We start from the raw sequence: 25,240 nt of genomic DNA, 5'->3' as shown, positions 1-25,240 counted from the left end.
CCCGTTGATACCATCGCGTAGATGCTTCGGGAATTGTTCGTTTGCGGAGGTAGTGAGCGTGTCTTTGGGGCTAATAACGACACCGGAAACTCGTCAGAAACCATCGATAAACCTGAGCATAACCTGAATTGAATTCGTCATGCTCTTAGCACTAACTGTTGTTCCGCCCAGTGTTTATGGGGTAGATGAGTGATCTGGACTAAGCTGGACGCTTTCTCTTCCGCTGAAACTTGTTTCGTAAAGATCGCACTTCAAGGGGCAAAAGATCGGCTCTGCCCAATGGTTTTAAAGCCATTTTCTAGATCAACAAGTTCACACTACATCAACTAGCGGGTTGACAAAACGATAATTTCTGATATGATTCGCAACTCAACCAAACATGCCGAACACGTCCCGCACCCATACAGTGCTAGATGATCGGTAAAGTGTTGTCTGCGATTTACCAACTAACCGGCAATACCCGAGGTAACGCCTATCGAAACGAACTTGAACAGGAGAATGAACAATGGCACTCGATTGCCCAGCTTTTACCGCAATACCCTTCCTTCACGTCGATGGACTGTTGATCAGTCCAGCAACCGGCGAAATCATCGGCTACGACGACAAGTCTTCGGTGCTCTACGAACGCCCTGACCACCAGCCTGAACTGAGCAAGTGTCGGAGTGCTGACGATCTCAATGCGTTCTTGAAGCACGTTGACCGACGCAAGCTGTCTTCACATACGCTGCACCCACTGATCGACGCACAAGACATTGCCCACGGCGTTTGGCGCCGTACAGGCGTGGATTGTCGTATCACGCTGCCGATGATGAACACCCTCATTACCCTGCATGGGCTGGTTCAGTACCATAACGTCATCATCATGCCTCAAGCAGATTTGGCGAAAGCGCTGAGCACGACAGAATCGAATCTGATGAAGAAGCTGAACACCTTGGTCGATGCCAACATGGTACGGATCAGCACATCAAGGAAAGGTGATATTCGCAAGGGCGAGATCAAGTTAGCGACCAATCCTAGATTGATCTTCCGGGGCGATGGTTACGCGCAGGAGCGGTACATGAAGCACTGGTATCTGACTCTTGCAACCGACAAGTCTAGTTCTGCCAAGACTACGTTCAGGATCGCAGCCTAGCTTCACGTAATTTTTTAGAAAAAACTACGCAAGAAGTCGCCTGCAAGCCACGTAATACAAGGGGCTTGTGAAAGTCCTATTAATATAGAAAGATCTTTCGACTGATGGCCGAACGGCCGCACTCACAAGAGGAACACCACCAACCAACACAACAAGGAGCCTATATGTTCATGACCTACGAAACACAAGCAACAGAAACCCTTCCTTCTCGCGGCAAGGGTTCGAGATCACGAACGCCAGACTACGCACCAATAGCATTTACGATACCAAAGCCAGTCTCCAACAAATTGAAAAGTGATTTGTTGTTCGGTGTGGGCATAGACGACTTTACAGGCGATCTCGATGCAAACGATTGGTCGTACAACGTTTGGGAAGGAATGCTTGATCGTTGCTACAACGAAAACTCAACAAGGTCTCGTGCAACCTACACTGATTGCACCGTAACACCGTGCTGGCATAGGTATTCTGACTTCAAGGTCTGGTTTGATCAGAACTCCATCGTCGACTACCAGTTGGACAAAGATATTCTTGTACCGGGTAACAGAGTCTACAGCCCTGATACCTGCTGCTTCGTACCTTCAAACATTAATATGGCAGTGCGATGGCGGAGAAAAACACCTCGATCAGGATATCTGGGTGTAACTATGTTTGGTGGCGGATTCCAAGCTGAGATAATGCACAAGGGTTCAAACCAGACCGGAGAATGGAGACCAGGTGCACCGGAAGCCCACTGTGACTGGCAGAGACTGAAAGCTGATGTGATTGACGATCATCTTCGTGATTACCTGCGAGAGATTGCGCCTGATCTCCGCGTTGTACGAGCACTGATTAAGTACGCTGATCGACTGCGGTCCAATGCTGACGCCATGATCCCTACGTTCCAGTATCAGCACTAGCTAGCCAAGGAGCGATAGCGTGCACAGCTTTCGCTCCCACTCGCTCGGACAACAGATTGAATTTAGTGAGTTCCAGCTTTACCGCTTGTTCATCATCAGCCTGATCTGTTTGTCGATCTTCCTGTTATGCCAGTCATTGCTACGCATTGTGATACCCCAGACGAAGACCCACAGTCCGCAGGTCGGAATGCACATCAATAAATGCAGGATGTGATTGGTAGATTTCTTCTGACTGGTCAGGTAGTAGAGCTGATCGCTCATGTCGTGTCCTCGTTCGATTGGAGGTGTGAGGAAGTTGTTGGCTCAGCTTCTTTCTTGAGCAAAAATCAACGCAACCAACCATTCGCTGTCATGGCAGTTTTCCCGCTAGGAAGCTGAATCAGTGCAGACTTGTCGCCGTCCTTGGGGCCTTCGATGAAATTCACCTTGGTGGCAGTAGATATCGTTCGGCACTTCCCCGAGCCGATCAAGCGTTCAGCCTCATCTTCGTCCTGATCAAGCGATGCCTCCACCAGCTTTGTCCAGTCCCCGGCTTTGAAGCAAACCATCGAACCAGCAATGAGCGTTCGCTTTGGATAGGTGTCAGCCATAGCGGCAGCAGACGCGAATAGGGGTAGCAGGCACAGCAAGCGATTAATGGTGTTCATCAAGCGTTCCTTGGGTACGGCAGGTAGAGGGAATAATATCCCAAATTCAGATATCTGAGAACCAGATATAGGTTGGAGACTGCTCATCTCGCAGTTGCCCAGCCATGCCCAAGACGATCTACAAACCCGAAAACGCAGTCCTGCTGAGCTTACTGAAGAAACACAGGAAGGCGGCTGGCCTGACTCAAGTACAGTGTTCAAAGGCTCTGGGGCGTCCTCAGTCATTCATGAGTGACGTTGAAAGCGGAACGCGTCGCTTGGACATTGTGCAGCTTCGCGACTTGTGCAAAGTCCTGGGGATAGGTCTCACAGGCTTGATTGCGGAATTTGAAGGGGAGCTGCAAGAGGATGGGAGTGGGTAGCTAGTTTGTTTCGGCGTCAGAACAGCCTCTACCTTGGGATTAACATCCCACCACACGATTGATGTTCCTCTGGGATGCGGTTAGCGTTCCTTTTTCCGTGAAAAGTGGAGGTATTAGATGGCAGACGAAAAGAAGCAGTACGTGAGCTTATCAGTAGACTTTGGCAACGAGACCTCCAATGACCGAGTGCAGGAAGTAGATGCAGAGCTCTTGCGGCACGGTTGGCAGCGTTCTGTTTTTATCGCCTCCACCTACGAATGCGTCCATGTAGGTAATCTGTCGGAGGTTGAAATCAAGGCTGCCATCGAAATGATCCTGAAATCCATAAGCTCGAAATACGATTTGAAGCATTGCGCTTACGTGCTGCAAGTCGGAAATGCAGCCCTCACCGGTGGCCGGGTCACTTCGTTCTAGTGGGCCAGTTTCCACAGATCGTGTGTCTCTCTTTTCGGTGCGACCACCTAGTGGCGAAGTCAGCACCACTCTCACGCTGAGGTGATACGGATGTCCAAGAAGAAAGGCGATGGCCCTACAGTTCCACGAGACCACTTCATAGTTGGTCACACTGCTGGGAACGTGTCAGAGCTGACATTCGCCATTGACCCCACCACCGGTATTCCTAGCGTCCTGGAGCTTGACCCAACATCGTTACGCAGCCAGATATCCTACGCCCGTACGACAACAGACAAAGTGCTCATCTCTTCGCCCACTGATGGATTTGCTGCTCTGGGTGAAAGCTTTATTGATAGTCTGCGTAAGCAGTTTGATTACCTTATTGCAGTTGATACAAACACTGAGTTGACCCGCGTCGATGGCTATAAGTTGAGTGCATGTTGCATCTGTTCCATTAATGTCCCACTAGCATCAGTCACAGAAACCACACCCTACGAACACCTTGCCGCCTACTTGATCCTTGATTCTGGCGACGAAGGAAACGCCGAACTACTAGGCTGGCACCTGGTGGCAACAGTACACATCAATACTCCGTTTCTCCGAACGCAGCGTGTAGGTGTAATCGTTGATAGCGAGCTGGGAGACCATGTAGCAATCAACGCCAGAACGAAGCCCTACTACGGCAATCATCTGTTACCCGACAACATGACATTGGTTTACGCGTCCGATGCTGCTGCTGAAACCTTCATCAATGGAATGATCAAGATGAATGACAGGAACGCTGGTGGCTTAATCGAGGCGGTGAAGCAGAAGGGGTTGTCCACATTGCAGCTACAGGGTGGCGTGAAGCTTGGCACGGCAATATGCCATTGCATCACGGCTACGGCTCCCACCAAACCAAAGAAATAACCTCCGCCAAAACAACTAGAGTAAATCTCCACTCTAACCCCGCCGCCAACTTAACCTATCAGGATTGGAGTTTAGATAGGAATGGCCTATAAACCAGTGTTTCGGGACCTTGGGCTGAAAGTAGACCAAGCTCGATTCGGTGAGAACGCTTCAACTTGAGGTTTCTGCACCAAACGGCAGTTTTGCACCGGAATCGCCAGTTTTAGCCAGAAAGCATTTCTACCCCCCAGCTCCTTGCGGAAAGACCTCCTTCGGCTACTTTGATGGTGTCGCCGACGTGGCGATAGGCTATTAAGGAGCGAGCATGCCTACGAGATATCGTGACGCAGTGACTGGTGAGTACATCACTGAGAAAGAAGCCAAGAAAAATCCGCGAGAGTCGGTAAAGGAAACAGACAAGCCGAAGAAGCCACCTAGTGGCCCCAAGAAGAAGTAGCGTTTCTGTGAGGGAGTCGCGAGGCTCCCCCACATCACCCAAGGATGACTACCAATGACCTCCCAGAATCAGGCCGTAGCAATGGCTGACGCGTTAACTCTGCTCCTGAGTCAGCATGGAATAGCCGCCGCGCTCGAAGAACTCGCCGGTTGGATTTCCAGTCAAGGAGGCACCGTCGCTGCTGAAAACGCATTGGCAGCTTTGGACGTGCCGGACTTGAACGCCAAGGACCTCACGGTTGCCATCAACCAGGTGCGTCAATCATAGGTGTCAACAAACGACCTTAAACGATACCAGCAAGGAGCCGCCCACCATGTCCCGCACATTTCTCTACTGCCGCGTCAGCACCTCCAGCCAGTTCACAGAGAACCAAGTGCAGGAAGTGAAGAACGCAGGCTTCGACGTACAGGCAGGCAGGGTAGTTGAGGAAACCATCTCGGGCAGCATCGCTGCTACGGAACGCCCCGGCTTTCAGAAGTTGCTGGATCGTATGGAGAGCGGAGATGTGTTGATAGTCACCAAGCTGGACCGCCTAGGCCGCAACGCCATGGATGTACGTCAAACGGTTGAACATCTGACAGCTAGTGGCATCCGTGTTCACTGTCTGGCATTGGGCGGGGTAGACCTGACATCAGCAGCAGGAAAGATGACCATGCAGGTGCTTGGGGCTGTGGCTGAGTTCGAACGTGACCTTTTGATCGAGCGCACACAAGCAGGTCTGGAGCGTGCCAAGAAGGAAGGTAAGAAGCTTGGTAGGCCGGAAGCTCTATCAACCACTCGTGATGTTCTCGAACTCAAGGAGCAGTGTTGCAGCCAGTCTGAGGTAGCGGAGAAGCTTGGTATTGGCATTGCCACCGTGAAGCGTCACTGGAACAGAGCGATGGTGGTAAGCAAGCCCACAGGGACATACGTTCTTGGTCAGGCAAAAACCTAGAGCGTCAGCGGTAAGCAAGTGACAAACACATTTCATCAACGCAGTGCGGACAATCCACGAGGAAAGATGATGCTCCCACAACCACGTTGCAAGCCCTCCCATTGCCTGGGACGTTGAGACACCGCTCTTTAACAACTTGAATGTTATTTATGGTTCCGCTTGGACCGATCTTACTGAGGTCGCTGTTCGTTGCTTGATAGCACTAGCTTTCACACAGAATTTCAGGGGAAACGCCCCGGCTTATATTCCAGCCTGAAAAATTAAACTTAATAAAGATGAGGCCGTTTCCCACGGCGCGGGCCAGGGGTTTTAGACTACTTTTCAACCTTGCCATGTTCAAGGAACTGACGGGCACCAAAGTACCTTTCACTGACATGGTGGAAATCAATCTTCCCCACAGCGTCTAGCTCATCAAGTCTATCACTCTGCCAGCTGGCAAATTTATAGATTACATAAGCTGAGGTTTCGTGTATTGGCTCTTGCCTTTGACCTGTAATCCAACTATCCCATTCCATATGATAGAAGTAGCTGGGCTGCATAGTCTCTGGGCTTTTGTCAGGGTTGAGCAGTGTGCTGAATCTGGAGCGAATCACCTTCTCAGCTGCCTTATAGGTATGCTGCATGCTGTCGCTCTTGATTCTCTCAGCCAGATTCTGTGCAATGATAATCAGGCGTGCAGACTCCAGCCACGCAAGGCGACTTCTATACAGTTTGCCATCGATAGGACTTTTGAGCTTTTCTAGGGCTTCATTCAAGCATTCGAGAGATTGTTTGCTATACACCTCATCGTCTCGAATTTCTTTTTCCTGGGCGATACCAGAGAGCTGTGTAGAAATGGTGTCTGATTGAGTTTTTATGGTGGCTATGATGCCGATGAACCCAAGGGCAGAGATTAAAGTTGATAGCACGCCCCCGAAGTAGTCACCAAACACGCCCCAATCACCAGGGCTTGTGCTCAAACCGGATGCAGAGAATTGCCAGAGCCAAGGGGCAGCTACAGCCGTTGTACAGGCGATCAATGCAATGATAGCGATAGGTGCCCAGCTCTTGATTGGGTTGTGCTTTTTGGTGCTAGCCTCCACTGCTACACGCCTCATCTATCAATTCCCCTAGAGTTTGTCAGCACGCAAGTCTAGGCTAATTAGCAGCCCTTTCATAATTTCATGGCAATCCTTCTCGAGCATATCTGTTGTAATATCAATCAAGCCAACGCTATTCCTTTTAACTGTGCAGCCTACATCTTCAAAGTGAGTTACAACGTCTGCATAGAACGCCTCAAACTTCTGCTCTTGTTCATCAACAGAGAGCTCATCCCGCATTGGATTGGTTGGGGTTGGACCTTGGTAGTAGGGTCTGTAGCTGTAAGTTTTCATGTATAACCACTGGCAGTTGGATTTAGATCGAGTCTATCTAAGCGCTTTAGTTACTGCAATTATATTCATCTGCTCGGAGCACTTTCTGCTCGAAAGGCCATTCGCACATAAGAAGTTATTAGAAACATCAAGAAGAGCCTCGCGGCCTGACGCCTCCAGTCGCATGGTACAATGGCCGTTTGCCATGTTCGGGGATAGCTGATGGATGTGAGAGGGAGTTTGGGGCGGGTGCGAACGTGGGTATGGCTGGGTCTTCTCGGTGCTGCGGGCACTCTCGGCAATTACCTTATCGAGAACGGCAAGCTGCCTGACTGGCTCTCGGGAAATGCAGGCACGCTCACAGGTCAGGTACTGGAGGCTCTAGCTACCTTCGGCAGATGGCTCACCACTGAGGTTGGAATCTCCCGGTGGCTACTGATCCTGCTTTGCATCGTCTTGTTTCTTGTGGTTTCGGTGCTCTGCTTCGCCTTTTGGAACCACTTCAAGAATGCTAATAGCGATGATCGTGACTCAAGTTGCTTATCATCAGCAGAACTAACCCTCTTCAACGTAGTGGCGAGAGGTGCAAACTTAGGGCATGCAGTGACTTGGGAGACTTTCCTTTCATCTGGTATGCCTAGAATAGCTACGGAGCATGCTCTAGAGCAGTTATATAACCGTGGATTGGTTGATAATGATCGTCTCACCAGGAGTTTCTTCAACCTAACTCCAAGAGGTAGGGCGTATTATCTTCACTTGGAAAGCCTTGGTAAAATCTGATCTATCCACTAGGTTTGTCATTTGCACATGAAGAGGTGGTTATGGGAGATTTTACTAAGAGGCTGACTGAGCGACGCATGCACACTGAGATTGCCCAAGGTCACTGCTTGATTTGTGGCAGCTATGGCAGGCTCAGTTGGGATCATGTGCCGCCACAGCACCACACTTCGCCCAATACAAACTGGTCACACTTCACCAACAGCGTCACAGACGGCCACAGAAGCTAAGCCGTGCGTAGGGTGTCCGTCACTTATTTTAGAATCACTCAGCTTTTAAAACAGGGTGGCCGTGTTCGCGTTGAGTAGCTCAGGTGATAACCCCGGTTTCCAGATGCCATGCTCAATCACATTATTTTTGCCAGCTAAATTTTAAGCAGCTCCAACAATGCAAAGTCTCTCCGGGCGGCGGCGGGGTTTTATGCCGTAAAAGGTCATTCGCCCGATGGAGACTCTGAGGTCATGAATTCACTTTCAAAGAACATAAAACCCTCTATAGTTCTTGAAGAGAAAAGCACCCCCATTCTACTCATCTTTTCGCTATACCCAAGATCACGAACGCTCATGATGAGTTCAATCTGATCTTTAACCTTCTGCGAGAGCAGTGACAATAAATAGGAGATAAACTCCCGAACGATAGAGTAGTTAGCCTCTATATGGTCAAGCTTGACACTTTCGATTCTAACACCAAGAGTGTCCTGCCATAGATCGCCATACTCATACTTCACTGGCACGTTGCCATTAAAGTACACGTCACCGATTTTTAGCTTATTTACGTTAAAGTTTCCGTGCAGCAAATCGTTTCTGTCATTCATGAGCTGATAGAAGCTCCTACAAGAGACATGCGAATGATCAACGGGCCGCTCAAATCCCATGCAGTTAACGTGCAGAAGTTGCAGTCTATTTGATATCGTGTCTGAGACAAAATCTCTGTACTTGATATCGTCTTCCCTTATCTCGCTTTTGGCTAGTGCGAAGATTAAGAGATTGATGAAGGTTTCTGCCTGTACAGGAAGCATGCATCTCAAGCCGAACGCAAGTCCGGTGCCGAAGGTGTATCTTTCAGCCATCTTTGAGAATCTTTCTTGATAAGTTTTCAACTCATCTGTGGAAGTTGGGGTATGCACTCTATCTACTGCTGGTGATAAGTTAAGCTCTCTCAGCTTGTTGAACTGAGTCTCAATCGTTGATTCTATGCTGTGGTAAGGATTAACAAACTCAGTCCACTTTTCAAGCTGCGTGCGAATGGCCGTCATCTGTTTGCCATAAGCACCAAGGTCTGCCTTGATTTGCGATACAAGATTAGCCTTGGTAATCTCTGGCCGGTTAAAGTTTCCTAAAAACTGAACCTCGGTCCGGTAGTTATGACCTTGAAACATGACCATGCCATCATCATTCATCAAAGTCCATTCCCAATGTACCAAGTTGTCAGAGGAATCATTCCTCAAAAAATTCATGAAGCCATTAGGTGGACCATACTTGGCATATAGGTAACAGTAGATGCTTATTGGTCTGATTTCGTTTTTTAGAATCCAGCCCGAAAAGCCTTTTGGCTGAAGCTTTTCAATTAGGATTTTAGCCAGCAACTTAGGCGGAATCACTTCGAGCTTTAGGAAGTAGTTCCTGATGCTCTTCGTCCAAGGTTAGCTCCTGAATTTATGAAAAGGCGTTAGGCCGTCTTGGCTTTTCGGATGTCTCGGCGAAGTACCGCTAAGCAGAACGCCATCTTTGCAGAACGATCAGGCTTTGAAAAGAATGACCCACCTTATACAGAGGTCTAACAGCGACCTTGCTTGATCAGCCGCCCTTTACAGAGATTGCCGCCAGCTTCTGGGCAGGGCTCGCCCCCTTCGAATACACATCGTGCGTCTCGCACCGATCCTGCCACACTCTCAGGAACACAGCTCTGTTTACCAAATAGCTCCCCAAGACCGCCTCATCATGTGCCGTGGAGCCTTCAGGGCAGCAAAGAACTGGGTGATAGACCTTTCGCTTATACGCCATCACCATAGGAGGCCAGTAATGCTTTACATGATGCTACCGCTAGATAGGCATTTTGACTCAGGGTTTGGTGCAGTCGCAGACTCGTTCAGGGACGCTGCTGAGGCTCTTGAAGACTCCAGAGAGAGCACCCCAACCTTGAATGCTCATCTGCCAGTGAGCTTTCTCTACCGGCACGCTATAGAGCTTTTCCTGAAGTCAGCGATCATCATTTTTCACAGGAAACTCAACATCCCCTACGGTGCCATACCAGCAAGCGGCGAACCTCAAATCCCTGTCGGGGAGAAGTGGAAGCCCATGCATAACGTCCACGGCCTTCAACCGCTTTATCAACACTTCTGCTCGCTTTTTGAAGACCACGCCGAGTACCTAGCTACCCACACAAACACAGATTGGAGCTTACCCCCCGAGCTAGGGCAATGGATCAGTGAAATCGAGGCAACGGACTCATCAAGTACGTTCTTCCGCTACCCAGTTACAAAGGACAAGGAAAAAGACAAACAGAAGTCCGTCATCCGGGAGGACGATTACGATGCCCTGCTTTCAAGAATGGGACAGCACCAAAAGCCGACCAAGACGCTACTGATGCTTGATCAGCATGACAACGTGGTCGAAACCTTCTCACACGACGACACACAGGCCAAAGGAATCATCGGTACGTTGAAGCAGGTTGCAGAGCTGTTTTCCAATTGCCACGCGGCATTGGTAGGCGAGCTAACCGGAGGGGCTTGAAACCGCATTGCTAGCCAATTGGGATCGACGGTGCAGGGAAGGATTTTGCGTGCAGCTATGGAGATTTGAGTAGTACAACCGAGTAGTACAACCCAAAAGTAAAAACCCCCGTAACTCATTGAATTACAGGGGTTTTCTATGTATGGCGGAGAGATAGGGATTCGAACCCTAGGTACCGGTGAAGGTACAACGGATTTCGAATCCGTCCCATTCGGCCACTCTGGCATCTCTCCAACGGCGCGCATCATAACAGCCTGTTTCGTGGAAGCAAAGCTCTGTTGAGATTTTTTTCCGTGCTATCAGACGCTTGCGTCGATTAAAGCGGTACGCCGAGACGCTTGGCGACTTCTTCGTAGGCTTCGATAACGTCACCGAGGCCCTGGCGGAAGCGGTCTTTGTCCATCTTCTTCTTGGTGTCCTTGTCCCACAGGCGGCAGCCGTCAGGGCTGAATTCGTCACCGAGGACGATGGAGCCGTCGTGGAACACACCGAATTCGAGTTTGAAGTCCACCAGCAAGAGGCCGGCGTCGTCGAACAGTTTGCTCAGCACGTCGTTGACCTTGAGGGACAACTCTTTCATGCGCGCCAATTGTTCAGCAGTGCCCCAGCCGAAGGCCACGACGTGGGATTCGTTGATGAACGGGTCGCCCTTGGCGTCGTCCTTCAGGAACAGTTCGAAGGTGTAGGGATTGAGCTTGAGGCCCTCTTCCACGCCCAGGCGTTTGACCAGGCTGCCGGCAGCGTAGTTACGCACGACGCATTCGACCGGAATCATGTCGAGCTTCTTGACCAGGCACTCGTTGTCGCCCAGCAGTTTGTCGAATTGGGTCGGAATGCCGGCCTCTTCGAGTTTCTGCATGATGAAAGCGTTGAACTTGTTGTTCACCATACCCTTGCGATCAAGCTGCTCGATGCGCTTACCGTCGAACGCCGAGGTGTCGTTGCGAAACAGCAGGATCAGGCGGTTGGCGTCGTCGGTCTTGTATACCGACTTGGCTTTGCCGCGGTAGAGTTCTTCACGTTTTTCCATGATGGGCTCCGCTTTGAGTGAGGTGGGCTAGGCGATATGTCGCCAGTCGAGCCCTGAATCTTGATCGGCCAGTTGCAGCCAGTCCGGGTCGCACCCGAGGGTGTCGACAAAACATTGCCGGGCAAGCGTCGGCAGGTTGTTCTTGCTGCTCAGGTGGGCCAGGACCAGGTGTTGCAGGTCTTGCCAGCCCAACTCATACACCAGGTACGCCGCCTGATGGTTGTTCAAATGTCCCAGTTCGCCGCCCACCCGCTGCTTGAGAAAGTAGGGGTAATGACCGCGAGCCAGCAGGTCTCGGCAGTGATTGGACTCGATCATCAAGGCATCGAGGTCGCGGTAACCGTCCAGCACCTTGGCGCAGTAGGAACCCAGGTCGGTGAGCACACCGAAGCGCCGCTCGCCGTCACTGAATACATATTGCGTGGGTTCCTGGGCATCGTGAGCGACCGCGACAACACTGATGCTCAGGGCACCGATCTGCAGTTGCTCGCCTCCCGCCAGGAAACCTGCGGGTTCAACGGGTTTGCGCATCCCGCGCAACGTGCCGCGACTCAGGTACACCGGAAGATTGTAGCGCCGAGACAGCAAACCCACGCCATGCACGTGATCGGCATGTTCGTGGGTCACTAGAATCGCGCTCAGCTGCGCGGGGTGAACCCCCAGGCGCAGCAGGCGCCGCTCGGTTTCTCTTAACGAGAAACCACAATCCACCAGTACGTACGTGTCGTCGTGGGCGACCAGCGTGCCGTTCCCTTGGCTACCGCTACCGAGAACAGCAAAACGCATCGGATCAGCCCAGGTTGTCCTGAATCACGCCCAACACTTTGCGCGCTGTTTCAGCTGGCGCGACGGTGTTGATGTTCTTCTCGACCGTGACTTGCACGCTCTCGCCAACCTTGCTCAAACGAACCTGGTAGCGCTCGGCGCGGGTCTCGACTTCTTCCTTGGTCGGCTGGCTGCCAAACAACTTGCCGAGGAAACCTGGCTCGTCGTCCTTTTTCTCGGCCTTTTCAGCCACGTTGATGTAGTACAGGCCCAGGCTGCGGTTGATGTCTTCAACGCGCCAAGGACCCTGCTCCAACGCGCGACCGACGCTGGCCCAGGCACGATCCAGGTCTTCACCCAGGTTCAGCACCACGTTGCCGCTGCCATCTTCGGTAAGGCTGACGCGGCTCGGGGTGTCGTAATCGCGTGCGGCGAGTAGGGAAACCGAGCCGCCCTTCTCGGAGATACGGCTCATGCTGGCCAGCATTTCGTCGACCAGCGCGGCATCGACACCGGTATTGACCGAGCGGTTGGTGAAATCGACGTTGGCGGTGCTGCCGGCAGGACGCTCGGCGCTGACCACATAGACTTCACTGGTATTGCGTTGCACGCCAGGCTCGATGCGCACTCGCACACGGGCTTCGTTATCGGCGGCTACACCACTGGCCTGCAGACGCTGGGCCATGTTGGCGGAGAGCTCGCTGCCGCGCTGCCAGGCGGTGGTGAACTCACCGGTCTGCGGACGCTGTTGGTCGAGACGAAAACCGTTGTCCTGGAAGAACTGCACGGCCACCGGCCAGACTTCGGCGGGTGGGCGCTGAGCCACGATCCAGCGGTTGTCGCCGCTCTTCTGCAGGCTGTAGTCGCTGGCATCGGCCACCGCCGTGATCGGTTGCGGGCGTGGCACCACGTATTCGCCCTTGACGGTGTCGTCGGCGACATTGCGCGGAATCGGCAGCAGCGGGTCGAGGCGCTTGGCGACGCTCACGTCAGGCGGCAGTTGCATCGGTTTGGTTGCTTGCGCTTCCAGGTAATCGCTGCCACGGTCACGGAAGTAGCCTTCCGGGCCCCATACCCAACCGCAGCCACTGGTGCTGGAGATAATCAAGGCAAGTGCGGAAAGTCCGGCCAATCGCTTCATGCGTAGTGCTTCCTCAATTAAACCAGGACGCCGGACTGGCGCAGGGCCTGTCGCAGCGGTTCGTGACAGGCTTCGCTGAGCCGGGTGAGCGGCAGACGGATACCGTCCGGCATCAGGCCCATCTCAAACAGCGCCCACTTCACGGGAATAGGGTTGGATTCGATAAACAGTGTCTTGTTGAGCGGCATCAGCTTCTCGTGGATCGCACGTGCGGTCGTGGCGTCACCGGCAATGGCGGCGGCGCACATTTCGCTCATGGCGCGCGGGGCGACGTTGGCGGTCACGGAAATGTTGCCCTTGCCGCCCAGCAGGATCAGCTCGACGGCGGTGGCGTCGTCACCGGAATACACCAGGAAATCGCTGCTCACGCCGGCCAGGATGTCTTTGGCGCGCTGCAGGTCGCCGGTGGCTTCCTTGATTCCGATGATGTTCGCCACGGTGGACAGGCGGATCACCGTCTCGGCTTTCATATCGCACGCAGTGCGGCCGGGTACGTTGTAGAGGATCTGCGGGATGTCGACAGCTTCGGCAATGGTGCGAAAGTGCTGGTACAGGCCTTCCTGAGTCGGCTTGTTGTAATACGGAGTCACCAGCAGGCACGCATCGGCGCCGGCCTTCTTGGCGTTTTTGGTCAGCTCGATTGCTTCACGCGTCGAGTTGGCGCCGGTACCGGCGATCACGGCGATGCGGCCCGCAACGCGCTTGACCACGAACTCGATCACCTGGATGTGTTCTTCCACATCGAGGGTGGCCGATTCACCTGTGGTGCCGACCGCTACGATGGCGTTGGTGCCTTCTTGCAGGTGGAAGTCCACCAGTTTGCCCAGGCTGTCCCAGTCGAGATGACCTTGTGCATCCATGGGTGTGACCAGTGCCACCATACTGCCCGCAATCATGCAACCGCTCCTGCCGGAAAAAGAGAGCCGTAATGGTACTGGCGCCAAGATGCTTGTACAAGCGAAGTACCGTGCGACGATGCGTTCTGGCGTAACTAAACGACGGGCAATGCCATCATTGGGCCAAAGCACCGCGTGAAGCACGCCGTTCACGTAATGAAAACGCCACCTCCTAGCCCTTGGCGATGGTTTTCGCTACCCTTCATCCTTTGATCGATACAGCTCTAACGGTATCGACCGCTCATCGCTTTAGGAAGGCTGCATGTCCACCCCCACAGTTCGCGAACAATTCCTTGTTATCAGTGCCCTCGGCGCCAACCCCATGGAGCTGACCAACGTCCTGTGCCGCGCCAGCCATGAAAACCGCTGCGCCGTCGTGACCTCGCGCCTGACCCGCCATGGCGAGTGCAGTGCGCTGGTGCTGCAGATTTCCGGCAGTTGGGACGCCTTGGCGCGCCTGGAAACCGGCCTGCCGGGACTGGCCAAGAAGCACGACTTCACCGTTAACGTGGTGCGCAGCGCAGCCCTGGAAAATCGCCCGCAGGCCCTGCCTTACGTGGCGTACGTCAGCTCGGCCTACCGCTCGGACATCGTCAACGAGCTGTGCCAGTTCTTTATCGACCACAACGTCGAGTTGGAGAACCTGACCTGCGACACCTACCAGGCGCCACAAACCGGCGGCACCATGCTCAACGCCACCTTCACCGTGACCTTGCCGGCCGGCGTGCAGATCAGTTGGCTACGCGACCAGTTCCTGGATTTCGCCGACGCCCTGAACCTTGACGCCCTGATCGAGCCTTGGCGCCCACAGAACCCCATGTAAGGACTTGCCCATGCCGGTAGCCATCGACACACCCGTCGCCGATTTCGAAGCCCAGGCCACCAGCGGCCAGACCTTCAGCCTTGCGGCCCTCAAGGGCAAGCAAGTGGTGCTCTATTTCTACCCGAAAGACAGCACCCCGGGCTGCACCACCCAGGGCCAGGGTTTCCGCGACCAATACGCCGCGTTCCAGGCCGCCAATACCGAAGTGTTTGGCGTGTCGCGCGACAGCGTGAAGTCCCATGAGAACTTCAAGAGTAAGCAGGCGTTTCCGTTCGAGCTGATCAGTGACAAGGACGAAGCGGTGTGCCAGCTGTTTGATGTGATCAAGCTGAAGAAGCTCTACGGCAAGGAATACCTGGGCGTGGATCGCAGCACCTTTCTGATCGACAGCGAAGGTGTGCTCCGCCAGGAATGGCGCGGCGTGAAAGTGCCAGGGCATGTGGACGCGGTCTTGGCGGCGGCGCAGGCGCTGAACAAGGGCTGATCTTCAGCCCATAAAGCCATCAGGCTTTGCGCAACCAATAACGGTACACACCTGCCGCTTCTTCTTCCTGGACCAGCGTATGGCCTGCCAGCTTGGCAAAGGTGCGGAAGTCGCGCTGGGAGCCTGCGTCCGTGGCGGTTACTTTGAGTACAGCCCCGCTGGCCAGTCGATTGAGCTCCAGCTTGGCCTTGAGCAAGGGCAGCGGACAGTTGAGGCCGCTGGCGTCGAGCTCGGCGTCAAAGGCTACAGCGTCGGTCATGGTGTTACTCCAGGCAAACATTTGAGCTGCTTAGAATATCTGGTCCGAAGCTCAGTGTCCGGCTACAGTAAGCTCTTTGTCGAAAGGCTTTGTGCATGACTTTCCTGCGCCCTACCCTGCTGACGCTGGCCTGCCTGCTGGCCTCCCCGGCCTTCGCTGACGAGCTGCCCTCACTTGGCGACGCCAGTTCTGCCATTGTCTCGCCGCAACAGGAATATCAACTGGGCCGCGCCTGGCTGGCCTACCTGCGCGGCCAGGTCTCGCAACTCAACGACCCGCAGCTCAAGGACTACGTCGAAACCAGCGTGTACAAGCTGGTGGAGACCAGCCAGGTCAATGACCGGCGCCTGGAATTCATCCTGATCAACAGCCCACAACTCAACGCCTTCGCCGCACCCGGCGGGATCGTCGGGGTCAATGGCGGCTTGTTCCTCAATGCCCAGACCGAAGGTGAGTACGCATCAGTGCTGGCTCACGAATTGGCGCATTTGTCCCAGCGCCACTTTGCTCGAGGCGTGGAAGCGCAGTCGCGCATGCAGATCCCGATGATGGCTGCCCTGCTCGGCGGCATCATTGCTGCCGCAGCCGGCGCTGGCGATGCAGGCATCGCCGCGATTGCCGGCTCCCAGGCCGCCGCGATCCAGGAGCAGCGTCGATTCTCTCGGCAGAATGAACAGGAGGCCGACCGTATTGGCATCCTCAACCTGGAGAAAGCCGGCTACGACCCGCGCTCCATGCCTACCATGTTCGAGCGCCTGATGCGCCAGTACCGCTTCGACGCGAAGCCGCCGGAATTCCTGTTGACGCACCCGGTGACGGAATCGCGGATCGCCGACACCCGCAACCGCGCCGAGCAGGCCAAACCCGGCGGAAAGGAAGACAGCCTGCGCTATCAGTTAATCCGCGCTCGGGTGCAATTGAAGTACGAAGACACGCCAGGCCTCGCCGCCAAGCGCTTCCAGGCCCAGTTGGACGAGAACCCGAAGAACGATGTGGCGCGTTATGGCCTGGCCATCGCCCAGATCAAGGGCACCCAGCTCAAGGAAGCACGGGAGAGCCTGGCACCGCTGCTGACCAAAGCGCCCAACGACATCACCTACAACCTGGCGCAGATCGAGCTGGACATCACCAGCAATCGCATGCCAGACGCACAACAACGCACTGACCGCATGCTTGCCCAGTACCCCAGCAACTACCCGCTGAACCAGGTACGCGTAGATCTGCTACTCAAGCAGAATCGCACCGCTGATGCAGAGAAAGCCCTGGATGGCTTGCTCAAGTCCCGCCCGGATGATCCGGACGTGTGGTATCAGGTCGCCGAGACCCGTGGCTTGTCGGGCAATATCATCGGCCTGCACCAGGCACGCGCCGAATATTTCGCCCTGGTGGGCGACTTCCAGCAAGCCATCCAGCAACTGGACTTTGCCAAGCGCCGCGCAGGCAATAATTTTCCACTGTCCTCGCGCATCGATGCACGCCAGCGCGAGTTGATCGAACAGGAACGCCTGGTGAAAGGGATGATGAGCTAAACCCATCGCCCACAAAAAAGCCCCGCCATCATTCACCGATGGCGGGGCTTTTTATTGGGCTGGAAGGTTACTCGGCCAGCTTGAAGGTGATGAAGCTGGCACGCCCCTGACGCAGCACGCGCATCGACACCGAACGATTCTTCGGCAACGCCTTGGCGATGTCGGCGAATTCCTTGGTGGTATCGATCGCCTGGTTGTTCAGGTGGGTGATCACATCGCCCGGTTGCAGGCCGATCAAGGCGGCTGGGCCGTCCAGCACTTCCTTGATCACGACACCGCTCTTGAGATCGAAGGTTTTCTTCTGCTCGGCAGTCAGCTCAACCACGGCAATGCCCAAGCGGTTGCTGCTGCGCTCGGCGCCTGGCTTGGCGTTACCCAGGGCATCCAGGGTCGCGCCCTCTTCCGGGATTGCCCCCACGGTGAGCTCGACATTCTGGCGCTTGCCGTCACGAATCACTTCCAGCTTGGCTTTGCTGCCCGCCTTGAGTGCGCCGACCAGATGCGGCAAGTCAGCCGACATGATGATCGGCTGGCCGTTCATGCTCAGGATCACGTCGCCAACCCGCAGGCCGCCTTTGGCAGCCGGGCCGTCGTCCTGGATCTGCGCGACCAGTGCACCCGCCGGCTTATCGAGACCGAAAGACTCAGCGAGGTCCTTGTTCACTTCCTGGATCACCACGCCCAGCCAACCGCGGCTCACTTTGCCACCGGCCTTCAACTGGTTGGAAACGTCCATGGCCACGTCGATTGGAATCGCGAAGGACACGCCCATGAAACCACCGGAACGGGTGTAGATCTGCGAGTTGATGCCTACGACTTCGCCGGCCAGGTTGAACAGCGGCCCGCCGGAGTTGCCTGGGTTGATCGGCACGTCGGTCTGGATGAACGGCACATAGTTTTCATTGGGCAGGCTGCGGCCGATGGCGCTGACAATGCCCTGGGTGACGGTGTGGTCAAAGCCGAACGGCGACCCGATCGCCACCACCCACTGGCCCGCTTTCAGGTCCTGGGATTTGCCGAGTTTGAGCACCGGCAGGTCTTTGCCTTCGATTTTCAGCAAGGCCACGTCGGAACGCGGGTCGGTGCCGACCAGCTTGGCTTTCAACTCACTGCGATCGGCCAGGCGCACGAGGATCTCGTCAGCATCGGCAATCACGTGGTTGTTGGTGAGGATATAGCCGTCGGGCGAAATGATGAAACCGGAGCCCAGGGACTGCGCTTCGCGCTGGCCACCGCCACCACCGCGCGGGGTGCGTGGTTGCGGCATGCCTCGCTCGAAAAACTCGCGCAGCATCGGCGGCAAGCCTTCCAGGTCGGGCATCTGCTGGTTCGAAACTTTGCGATCCGGCAATTTCTGCGTGGTACTGATGTTCACCACCGCAGGCGAGGCCTGCTCCACCAGTTGGGTGAAATCAGGCAGCTCGACCGCTTGCGCGGGCACGGCCTGACCCAGCACCAGCACCGTGGCGACTATGGATAGGTAAGACTTCAAACGTGGTATCGACATACAGCTCCCGTTACGACGAGCAGGGTTGAGCGACAGGGTTCAAAAAAAGCCGGAAACCGCGCCCGGCATTTTTTGTTCCGCGAACAAAACAAGGCAAGGGCCGAGAAGCCCTGACCTATAAAAAACATAAGGATTTTTTGCAAGTGAAAATGCTGATCCAGACATTTCATGCTCTCGACAGGCACCCTAGCATGGCAGCAGGGTGAAAGATCAGGATGAACACTGGATTAACGACTCACGGATTGGCTGCGGCCTTTTCACCGCGAACCGACAACGCGATGCGCTCGGCGGTGCCGATTGGGATTTCCCCGACAACCGTCACCATCATCTGCCCGTCCACCGTATTCACATGCCGCGACACCGCAACCGTAGGCCCAAGCTGAGTGCGGGTTTCCGACACACTTGCGCCGTCGGCGGGTTCAAGAAATACCGAGAAACGTGCAAGCCCATCGTCGTACATCAAGCTGTCGAGGGTGGTTTTTGTCTGGGGGTCTTTGCGCGATGTAGTGCTGCTCAGCTCAAAGCCCGGCGGCAACCAGTCCAGGTGCCATGCATTGGAGGCGGGCGTTTGTGATGTCTCGCTGCGGCCAATCGCAACAGGCGTGCAGTCTCTGCTGGGCTGCAAGTCTCGATCAATGGGAGCGGCGGACGTATTCAATCGAACAAACTGAAAGCGCTCCAGCAGTCGCCCCTGCTCGCTGAGGAGCAACGACTTGAGGGGTAACGCGGTTTCACGATCCAGGTGCAACTCGAAACCATAGCGGTAAGGGTCGCGCGGGGTGATCGAAACAATAATTGCATTACGACCGGCCACGCGAGATTTGCCGATAACGGCCAGATCGTAGAATTGATTGAGTTTTTGCGGGTTCAGCGAACGTGACGCACTGTCACGGGAATTGCCCAGGCCGACGACAAGGGTGCCGCTGACGCACTGAGTGTGACCTTCTACCCGCACGATTTCCTGGGCAGAGCCATCGAGCTGCAATAGCCGCTCCCGAACCTGACCGTTCTGAACAAGGTGCCAGATATCGTAGGTAGAAAAACTGCCGTTACGCTCATAGATGAACGTACCTTGAAAGCTTTGCTGCTGCTCTGCACGCCCAAGTCGAGTCAGCCAATCTTGGGCTTCATCGGCATGGGCGGGTAGTGCAAACCAACTACTGAACAAAAGCGTAAGGAGCGGTATGGCGCGCATAGGGCTCCTTAGCGGTTCAGCGGTTTTCCAGGCTTGCTGCGCGAGCGTATGGCAGAGCACTTTCAGCGTTCTTGCCAGCCGCTTCCTGTGCATGTTGACGCAGGTAGCCTGGGAGACGCTGGTCCTGCCAGCCGGATTGCCCCTGAAGCACACCGTTAGCCATAGGGCCGGCGGTATCAGAGCTTTCCTTGTAGCCAGCCAGTACAGCCGGGCCTTTGACTTGCGGACCGGCCATGACCGGTTGCTGAGTCTGCTGGGCCAGCTCGGCACCGGCTATTTCGTCCTGGTTGTACAGACGAACACCGGCCAGTACGGCGACGGTCACCGAGGCAGCGACTGCCAGACGACCCAGGCTACGCCATGGACCACGAGCAGCTTTAGCCGGAACGGCTTCATCGGCCAACGCGGCAGAAACGGCCGCAGCAATATCCAGACGAGGGATTAGAAGATCCTTGTGCATCACCGCCCGAGCGACTTGGTAACGAGACCAGGTGTCACGGGTTTGGGCATCATCAAATGCGTTGAGCACTCGACGAAGTTCCAGTTCATCCGCTTCGTTATCCATCACTGCGGACAGCGATTCCTGCAGGGCATCACGACTCATGGCGGTTCCTCTCTTGGCTGTCGCCGCTGTCTTTAGTTTTCCTGCAACAACGGTTGCAAGGCTTTGTCGATGGCTTCCCGGGCCCGGAAAATCCGTGACCTTACAGTCCCCACCGGACATTGCATGACGCTCGCAATGTCTTCGTAACTCAGACCATCGAATTCACGTAAAGTTAACGCCGTACGTAAATCTTCTGGCAGTTGCTGAATTGTTCGATGAACGGTTCCCTCGATTTCGTCGCGCAGCAACGCACGCTCCGGCGACTCGAGATCTTTGAGGCCGTGATCACCATCATAGAATTCAGCATCTTCTGAACTGACATCACTGTCTGGTGGGCGGCGGCCGCGAGACACCAGATAGTTCTTCGCCGTATTAATGGCGATGCGATATAGCCACGTATAAAACGCACTATCACCGCGGAAATTGCCCAGTGCACGGTACGCCTTGATAAAGGCTTCCTGTGCAACGTCCTGCGCTTCATGGGTGTCGTGCACAAACCGCACGATCAACCCGAGAATTTTGTGCTGATATTTCAGCACTAGCAGATCAAATGCGCGCTTGTCGCCGCGTTGTACGCGCTCGACCAGCTGCTGATCCTCTTCCTGGGTTAGCATGAACACTCCTCGTTGTACTCGAAGGAGGCTTGCATAACTAAACGATCAGGCTTGTAAACATAGACTCGGGCTTTTCGCAAAAGTTCTCCCCCTTCAAGCAAGTTTCCGGCACGCACTGATTTGGCACACACGAAAAACGCAGCTCAGGCAACGCCGGCTGCGCGAATAATCTTTTCGTCGGTTTTCTGACGCGTCCAATGCTCCCGACGGGCCAATAAACACAACGTTTTTCCCAGCTTTCGGGCAACCTGCTATTGAGTCGGGGCTTATGCAAAAAGTTCCCGCTCGCTGACTGGCTGTTTAACCGGGTGCTGTGCACCGTAATCTCACAATGCCACGAATGCCTGGCTATTGTGCCGCTCCACCCCTCTATATACTAGTGGTCCGTGTGCCCCTTTGATTCGCCGATCCAGGCGTCCTGCTTGCGCCTCCTCTTCGGATCGCTTTTTGCGGAATCCATTCAATGAGCCAACAGTTTCAACACGATGTCCTTGTGATCGGCAGCGGCGCCGCCGGCCTGAGCCTGGCACTGACCCTCCCCAGCCATCTGCGTATAGCCGTACTGAGCAAAGGCGACCTGGCCAACGGTTCGACATTCTGGGCACAGGGCGGCGTCGCTGCCGTACTGGACGACACCGACACCGTACAGTCTCATGTCGAAGACACCCTCAATGCCGGCGGCGGCCTGTGCAATGAAGACGCGGTGCGCTTCACCGTCGAGCATAGTCGCGAGGCGATCCAATGGCTGATCGACCAGGGTGTGCCTTTTACCCGCGATGAACACGCGGGCAGCGATGACGGCGGCTTCGAGTTCCATCTGACCCGTGAGGGCGGCCACAGCCACCGCCGCATCATCCATGCCGCCGACGCCACCGGCGCCGCCATTTTCAGGACCTTGCTCGACCAGGCGCGCCAACGCCCCAACATCGAATTGCTGGAGCAGTGCGTCGCCGTCGACCTGATCACCGAAAAACGCCTGGGCCTTCCCGGCGAGCGCTGCCTCGGCGCCTATGTGCTCAACCGCACCAGCGGCGAAGTCGACACCTACGGCGCGCGCTTCACCATCCTTGCCTCAGGTGGCGCGGCCAAGGTCTACCTCTATACCAGCAACCCCGACGGGGCCTGCGGCGACGGCATCGCTATGGCCTGGCGCTCGGGCTGCCGGGTGGCGAACCTGGAATTCAACCAGTTCCACCCCACTTGCCTGTACCACCCCCAGGCCAAGAGTTTCCTGATCACCGAGGCGTTGCGCGGGGAAGGTGCACACTTGAAGCTGCCCAATGGCGAACGCTTCATGCAACGCTTCGACCCACGTGCCGAGCTGGCACCGCGCGACATCGTCGCCCGCGCCATCGACCATGAGATGAAGCGCCTGGGCATCGACTGCGTCTACCTGGACATCAGCCACAAACCCGAAGCCTTCATCAAGACGCACTTCCCCACCGTCTATGAACGCTGCCTGACCTTCAACATCGACATCACCAAAGGCCCGATCCCGGTCGTACCTGCCGCGCATTACACCTGCGGCGGCGTGATGGTCGACCAGCATGGCCGCACCGACGTGCCCGGCCTGTACGCCATTGGCGAAACCAGTTTCACCGGCCTGCACGGCGCCAACCGCATGGCCAGCAACTCGCTGCTCGAATGCTTTGTATATGCGCGCTCGGCGGCGGCGGACATCCTCGAACAACTGCCGCGCATCGCGGTGCCGGCCGCCCTGCCGCGCTGGGATGCCAGCCAGGTGACGGATTCGGACGAAGACGTGATCATCGCGCACAACTGGGACGAGCTGCGGCGCTTCATGTGGGACTACGTGGGGATCGTGCGCACCAACAAGCGCCTGCAACGGGCACAGCACCGGGTGCGTTTGCTGCTGGATGAGATCGACGAGTTCTACAGCAACTATAAAGTCAGCCGCGACCTGATCGAATTACGCAACCTGGCCCAAGTCGCCGAGTTGATGATCCGCTCGGCCATGGCGCGCAAAGAAAGCCGAGGGCTGCATTACACCCTCGACTACCCGCAGATGCTGCCTGAGGCCCGCGACACTATTCTGGTGCCAGCCACCTACGGCGACTGAACTTCAAGCGTACGCGCAGGCGCCGGTGCATATCGGCGGTCTGCGCGTCGTGAGGCACGCACGTCGAGCGCACCCATCGTTCACCATGCACACGATAGCGCAGCACCACGACCAGCGGCAGCGCCAGGCTGTCAGGCCGCAGTTGCACGCTGTGCCAGCCGCGCTCGGCGCTGAACAATTGCCAGCCATCCTCATCGCGGCGCAGGCCCCGAATCGACGAGCGGTGGGTCAGCAACACATGCCGCGGCAACACCCAGGCGGCGTGGACCAGGCACGCCAGCATGCCAAGGGATGCAAGCGGCAGATCGACTACCAGGCAGGCACCCAGTGCGAACAGCTGCGCAAACAGATACGCCGCCAGCAACAGCCGTGAGGCCTGCCAGCGGCATTCAAAACGGTTACTTGGGCTGGACACGGTCCAGGATCATCCGAACCATGCGTTGCAGCTCCGGATCTTCCGATTCGGCGCGCTCCATGAACCAGCCGAACATATCCTGGTCTTCGCATTCCAGCAGCCGTACGTAAAGGTCGCGATCAACCTGGTTGAGCGTCGCGTAGACTTCTTTGGTGAAAGGCACCAGCAACACGTCCAGTTCCAGCATGCCGCGACGGCTGTGCCAGTAGAGGCGATTGATTTCTACATCTTCGACCATGGAACGCTCCTCAAATAGAGCGCAAGTATACAGGCCCGACGGCACCGGGACAGCCGGCTTTGGTCGCGCCCCATGGAAACTATGCATTTGCCGGGCGCCCCTCTATGATGCACCCATGACTTTTTGACCTGCGATGACCCATGGCCGACTCTGCTTTCTTCTGCCCGCTGTCCCACGAAGGCGTTCTCGCCGTCCGCGGCGCGGACGCTGCCAAATTCCTGCAGGGCCAACTGACCTGCAACCTCAATTACCTGAGTGACACCCAGGCCAGCCTGGGCGCGCGCTGCACGCAAAAAGGCCGGATGCAGTCAAGTTTTCGCATCCTGCTACAAAGTGACGGCGTGCTCCTGGCCATGGCCAGCGAACTGCTCGAGCCGCAATTGGCGGACCTGAAGAAATACGCAGTGTTCTCCAAATCCAAACTCACCGATGAAAGCGCCGCCTGGGTGCGTTTCGGCCTGGCGCATGCCGACCAGGCGCTGGCCGCGCTGGGCCTGGCGTTGCCGGTCGAGACCGACAGCGTGGCGCGCACCGAGACGTTGATCGCCATCCGCGTGTCGCCCGACCGCGCTGAACTCTGGGCACCCGCCGAACACGCCGAAGGGCTGCGCAGCCAGTTGGCGGCAAGCCTGCCGCAAGCCGAGCTGAATGAATGGCTGCTGGGCCAGGTCCGCGCCGGCATCGGCCAGGTGATGCCGCAGACCCGCGAACTGTTCATCCCGCAGATGCTCAACCTGCAGGCGGTGGGCGGCGTCAGCTTCAAGAAAGGCTGCTACACCGGCCAGGAAATCGTCGCGCGCATGCAGTACCTGGGCAAACTCAAACGCCGCCTGTACCGCCTGAGTCTGGCTGCGACCGAATTACCCGAGCCAGGCACCGCACTGTTTTCCCCGAGCCATAACAGTTCGATCGGCGAAGTGGTCATCGCGGCAAAAGCGGGTCAGTCCATTGAACTTCTTGCCGTGCTGCAAGCCGAAGCTGCCGATAATGGCGACGTACGCTTAGGCAGCCTGGAAGGCCCGGGCCTGCGGCTGCTTGACCTGCCCTACGCGCTGGACCGCGATCGTGAGATCCAGCGATAACCGCCGTA

General features: G+C 55.8%; 29 protein-coding genes and 1 tRNA gene. 13 read left to right on the top strand and 17 right to left on the bottom strand.

Going from position 1 to position 25,240, the window contains the following annotated elements:
- Window positions 1-505: 505 nt before the first annotated feature.
- Together C4J84_RS07190 and C4J84_RS07185 are read left to right on the top strand one after the other, a co-directional pair.
- Window positions 506-1,132 carry a hypothetical protein gene (locus tag C4J84_RS07190; protein WP_124435110.1) on the top strand — a complete coding sequence of 209 codons (627 nt, stop codon included), beginning with the start codon at window positions 506-508 and terminating at the stop codon, window positions 1,130-1,132.
- 164 nt (window positions 1,133-1,296) lie between these two features.
- The gene (locus C4J84_RS07185; RefSeq protein ID WP_124435109.1) at window positions 1,297-2,028 is read left to right on the top strand and encodes a hypothetical protein; all 732 of its coding nucleotides are present in this window, start codon (window positions 1,297-1,299) and stop codon (window positions 2,026-2,028) included.
- Window positions 2,029-2,106: 78 nt separating this feature from the next.
- On the opposite strand, the gene C4J84_RS07180 is transcribed toward C4J84_RS07185, so the two are convergent.
- Window positions 2,107-2,289 (bottom strand): hypothetical protein, encoded by a 183-nt coding sequence (locus C4J84_RS07180; protein ID WP_124435108.1) that lies wholly within the window; start codon window positions 2,287-2,289, stop codon window positions 2,107-2,109.
- A 65-nt stretch (window positions 2,290-2,354) separates the two neighbouring features.
- Entirely contained in the window at window positions 2,355-2,675 is a 321-nt protein-coding gene (locus C4J84_RS07175; RefSeq protein WP_124435107.1) for a hypothetical protein, read from the bottom strand.
- A 104-nt stretch (window positions 2,676-2,779) separates the two neighbouring features.
- Here C4J84_RS07175 and C4J84_RS07170 point away from each other — a divergent pair, with 104 nt between their 5' ends.
- From C4J84_RS07170 to C4J84_RS07145, 5 genes are all read left to right on the top strand, one after another.
- Window positions 2,780-3,037: a helix-turn-helix transcriptional regulator gene (locus tag C4J84_RS07170; protein ID WP_124435106.1), complete on the top strand. Its 258-nt coding sequence runs from the start codon at window positions 2,780-2,782 to the stop codon at window positions 3,035-3,037.
- A 117-nt stretch (window positions 3,038-3,154) separates the two neighbouring features.
- Window positions 3,155-3,451 (top strand): hypothetical protein, encoded by a 297-nt coding sequence (locus tag C4J84_RS07165; RefSeq protein ID WP_124435105.1) that lies wholly within the window; start codon window positions 3,155-3,157, stop codon window positions 3,449-3,451.
- A gap of 90 nt (window positions 3,452-3,541) precedes the next feature.
- A complete protein-coding gene (locus C4J84_RS07160) occupies window positions 3,542-4,339 on the top strand; it encodes a hypothetical protein (protein ID WP_124435104.1) in 798 nt (265 codons plus the stop codon).
- Window positions 4,340-4,829: 490 nt separating this feature from the next.
- Window positions 4,830-5,042, top strand: coding sequence for a hypothetical protein (locus C4J84_RS07150; RefSeq protein WP_124435103.1), 213 nt, complete (start codon window positions 4,830-4,832; stop codon window positions 5,040-5,042).
- Window positions 5,043-5,088: 46 nt separating this feature from the next.
- On the top strand, window positions 5,089-5,709 hold the full coding sequence (locus tag C4J84_RS07145; RefSeq protein WP_124435102.1) for a recombinase family protein: 621 nt from the start codon (window positions 5,089-5,091) through the stop codon (window positions 5,707-5,709).
- Window positions 5,710-6,023: 314 nt separating this feature from the next.
- Here C4J84_RS07145 and C4J84_RS07140 read toward each other — a convergent pair whose 3' ends face one another.
- The 3 genes from C4J84_RS07140 to C4J84_RS07130 all read right to left on the bottom strand — a co-directional run bounded on the left by C4J84_RS07140 (window position 6,024) and on the right by C4J84_RS07130 (window position 9,237).
- Window positions 6,024-6,806, bottom strand: coding sequence for a hypothetical protein (locus tag C4J84_RS07140; RefSeq protein ID WP_124435101.1), 783 nt, complete (start codon window positions 6,804-6,806; stop codon window positions 6,024-6,026).
- A 12-nt stretch (window positions 6,807-6,818) separates the two neighbouring features.
- Window positions 6,819-7,082, bottom strand: a complete 264-nt coding sequence (locus tag C4J84_RS07135; RefSeq protein WP_124435100.1) for a hypothetical protein — start codon at window positions 7,080-7,082, stop codon at window positions 6,819-6,821.
- 1,189 nt (window positions 7,083-8,271) lie between these two features.
- A complete protein-coding gene (locus C4J84_RS07130) occupies window positions 8,272-9,237 on the bottom strand; it encodes a hypothetical protein (RefSeq protein WP_124435099.1) in 966 nt (321 codons plus the stop codon).
- Window positions 9,238-9,859: 622 nt separating this feature from the next.
- Here C4J84_RS07130 and C4J84_RS07125 point away from each other — a divergent pair.
- On the top strand, window positions 9,860-10,570 hold the full coding sequence (locus tag C4J84_RS07125) for a hypothetical protein (protein WP_124435098.1): 711 nt from the start codon (window positions 9,860-9,862) through the stop codon (window positions 10,568-10,570).
- A 143-nt stretch (window positions 10,571-10,713) separates the two neighbouring features.
- On the opposite strand, the gene C4J84_RS07120 is transcribed toward C4J84_RS07125, so the two are convergent.
- The 5 genes from C4J84_RS07120 to dapA form a co-directional block, all read right to left on the bottom strand.
- A tRNA-Ser gene (locus tag C4J84_RS07120) sits at window positions 10,714-10,803 on the bottom strand.
- A gap of 83 nt (window positions 10,804-10,886) precedes the next feature.
- Window positions 10,887-11,600, bottom strand: coding sequence for a phosphoribosylaminoimidazolesuccinocarboxamide synthase (gene purC, locus C4J84_RS07115; protein ID WP_048726015.1), 714 nt, complete (start codon window positions 11,598-11,600; stop codon window positions 10,887-10,889).
- A 27-nt stretch (window positions 11,601-11,627) separates the two neighbouring features.
- On the bottom strand, window positions 11,628-12,386 hold the full coding sequence (locus C4J84_RS07110) for an MBL fold metallo-hydrolase (RefSeq protein WP_124369961.1): 759 nt from the start codon (window positions 12,384-12,386) through the stop codon (window positions 11,628-11,630).
- Between the two features lie 4 nt (window positions 12,387-12,390).
- On the bottom strand, window positions 12,391-13,506 hold the full coding sequence (bamC, locus tag C4J84_RS07105; protein ID WP_124369960.1) for an outer membrane protein assembly factor BamC: 1,116 nt from the start codon (window positions 13,504-13,506) through the stop codon (window positions 12,391-12,393).
- A 17-nt stretch (window positions 13,507-13,523) separates the two neighbouring features.
- On the bottom strand, window positions 13,524-14,402 hold the full coding sequence (dapA, locus tag C4J84_RS07100; protein WP_124366220.1) for a 4-hydroxy-tetrahydrodipicolinate synthase: 879 nt from the start codon (window positions 14,400-14,402) through the stop codon (window positions 13,524-13,526).
- A 262-nt stretch (window positions 14,403-14,664) separates the two neighbouring features.
- Between dapA and C4J84_RS07095 the strand changes: the two genes are divergently transcribed.
- Both C4J84_RS07095 and C4J84_RS07090 read left to right on the top strand, forming a co-directional pair.
- Window positions 14,665-15,225: a glycine cleavage system protein R gene (locus tag C4J84_RS07095; RefSeq protein ID WP_003189463.1), complete on the top strand. Its 561-nt coding sequence runs from the start codon at window positions 14,665-14,667 to the stop codon at window positions 15,223-15,225.
- Between the two features lie 10 nt (window positions 15,226-15,235).
- Window positions 15,236-15,709 carry a peroxiredoxin gene (locus C4J84_RS07090; RefSeq protein WP_124369959.1) on the top strand — a complete coding sequence of 158 codons (474 nt, stop codon included), beginning with the start codon at window positions 15,236-15,238 and terminating at the stop codon, window positions 15,707-15,709.
- A 19-nt stretch (window positions 15,710-15,728) separates the two neighbouring features.
- Here the strand turns inward: C4J84_RS07090 and C4J84_RS07085 are convergent, their stop codons facing one another.
- Entirely contained in the window at window positions 15,729-15,968 is a 240-nt protein-coding gene (locus tag C4J84_RS07085; RefSeq protein WP_124361736.1) for a sulfurtransferase TusA family protein, read from the bottom strand.
- Between the two features lie 95 nt (window positions 15,969-16,063).
- Here C4J84_RS07085 and C4J84_RS07080 point away from each other — a divergent pair, with 95 nt between their 5' ends.
- Window positions 16,064-17,497, top strand: a complete 1,434-nt coding sequence (locus C4J84_RS07080; protein WP_124435097.1) for a M48 family metalloprotease — start codon at window positions 16,064-16,066, stop codon at window positions 17,495-17,497.
- 67 nt (window positions 17,498-17,564) lie between these two features.
- Here C4J84_RS07080 and C4J84_RS07075 read toward each other — a convergent pair whose 3' ends face one another.
- The 4 genes from C4J84_RS07075 to rpoE all read right to left on the bottom strand — a co-directional run bounded on the left by C4J84_RS07075 (window position 17,565) and on the right by rpoE (window position 21,417).
- Complete coding sequence (locus tag C4J84_RS07075) at window positions 17,565-19,004, bottom strand: DegQ family serine endoprotease (RefSeq protein WP_124361734.1); 1,440 nt, start codon at window positions 19,002-19,004, stop codon at window positions 17,565-17,567.
- Between the two features lie 235 nt (window positions 19,005-19,239).
- Complete coding sequence (locus C4J84_RS07070; protein ID WP_124435096.1) at window positions 19,240-20,199, bottom strand: MucB/RseB C-terminal domain-containing protein; 960 nt, start codon at window positions 20,197-20,199, stop codon at window positions 19,240-19,242.
- Window positions 20,200-20,215: 16 nt separating this feature from the next.
- Entirely contained in the window at window positions 20,216-20,803 is a 588-nt protein-coding gene (locus C4J84_RS07065) for a sigma-E factor negative regulatory protein (protein ID WP_057723059.1), read from the bottom strand.
- 32 nt (window positions 20,804-20,835) lie between these two features.
- Window positions 20,836-21,417: an RNA polymerase sigma factor RpoE gene (gene rpoE / locus C4J84_RS07060; RefSeq protein ID WP_003172477.1), complete on the bottom strand. Its 582-nt coding sequence runs from the start codon at window positions 21,415-21,417 to the stop codon at window positions 20,836-20,838.
- Between the two features lie 463 nt (window positions 21,418-21,880).
- Here rpoE and nadB point away from each other — a divergent pair, with 463 nt between their 5' ends.
- A complete protein-coding gene (nadB, locus tag C4J84_RS07055) occupies window positions 21,881-23,497 on the top strand; it encodes an L-aspartate oxidase (RefSeq protein ID WP_124369955.1) in 1,617 nt (538 codons plus the stop codon).
- Here the strand turns inward: nadB and C4J84_RS07050 are convergent.
- Both C4J84_RS07050 and C4J84_RS07045 read right to left on the bottom strand, forming a co-directional pair.
- The gene (locus C4J84_RS07050) at window positions 23,466-23,912 is read right to left on the bottom strand and encodes a protein YgfX (protein ID WP_124435095.1); all 447 of its coding nucleotides are present in this window, start codon (window positions 23,910-23,912) and stop codon (window positions 23,466-23,468) included. The two genes, nadB and C4J84_RS07050, sit on opposite strands and share 32 nt — an antisense overlap.
- Entirely contained in the window at window positions 23,896-24,150 is a 255-nt protein-coding gene (locus C4J84_RS07045; RefSeq protein WP_003189444.1) for a succinate dehydrogenase assembly factor 2, read from the bottom strand. The genes C4J84_RS07050 and C4J84_RS07045 overlap by 17 nt, the downstream gene beginning before the upstream one ends.
- A 140-nt stretch (window positions 24,151-24,290) precedes the next feature.
- Here C4J84_RS07045 and C4J84_RS07040 point away from each other — a divergent pair, with 140 nt between their 5' ends.
- Window positions 24,291-25,232: a folate-binding protein YgfZ gene (locus C4J84_RS07040; protein WP_124435094.1), complete on the top strand. Its 942-nt coding sequence runs from the start codon at window positions 24,291-24,293 to the stop codon at window positions 25,230-25,232.
- Window positions 25,233-25,240 lie beyond the last annotated feature (8 nt).

Origin of the sequence: Pseudomonas sp. R11-23-07, from assembly GCF_003852295.1 — a bacterium.
Classification (GTDB): Bacteria; Pseudomonadota; Gammaproteobacteria; order Pseudomonadales; family Pseudomonadaceae; genus Aquipseudomonas.
Note: the sequence above shows the minus strand (reverse complement) of the source record. Positions and strands in the feature narration are given on the sequence as shown.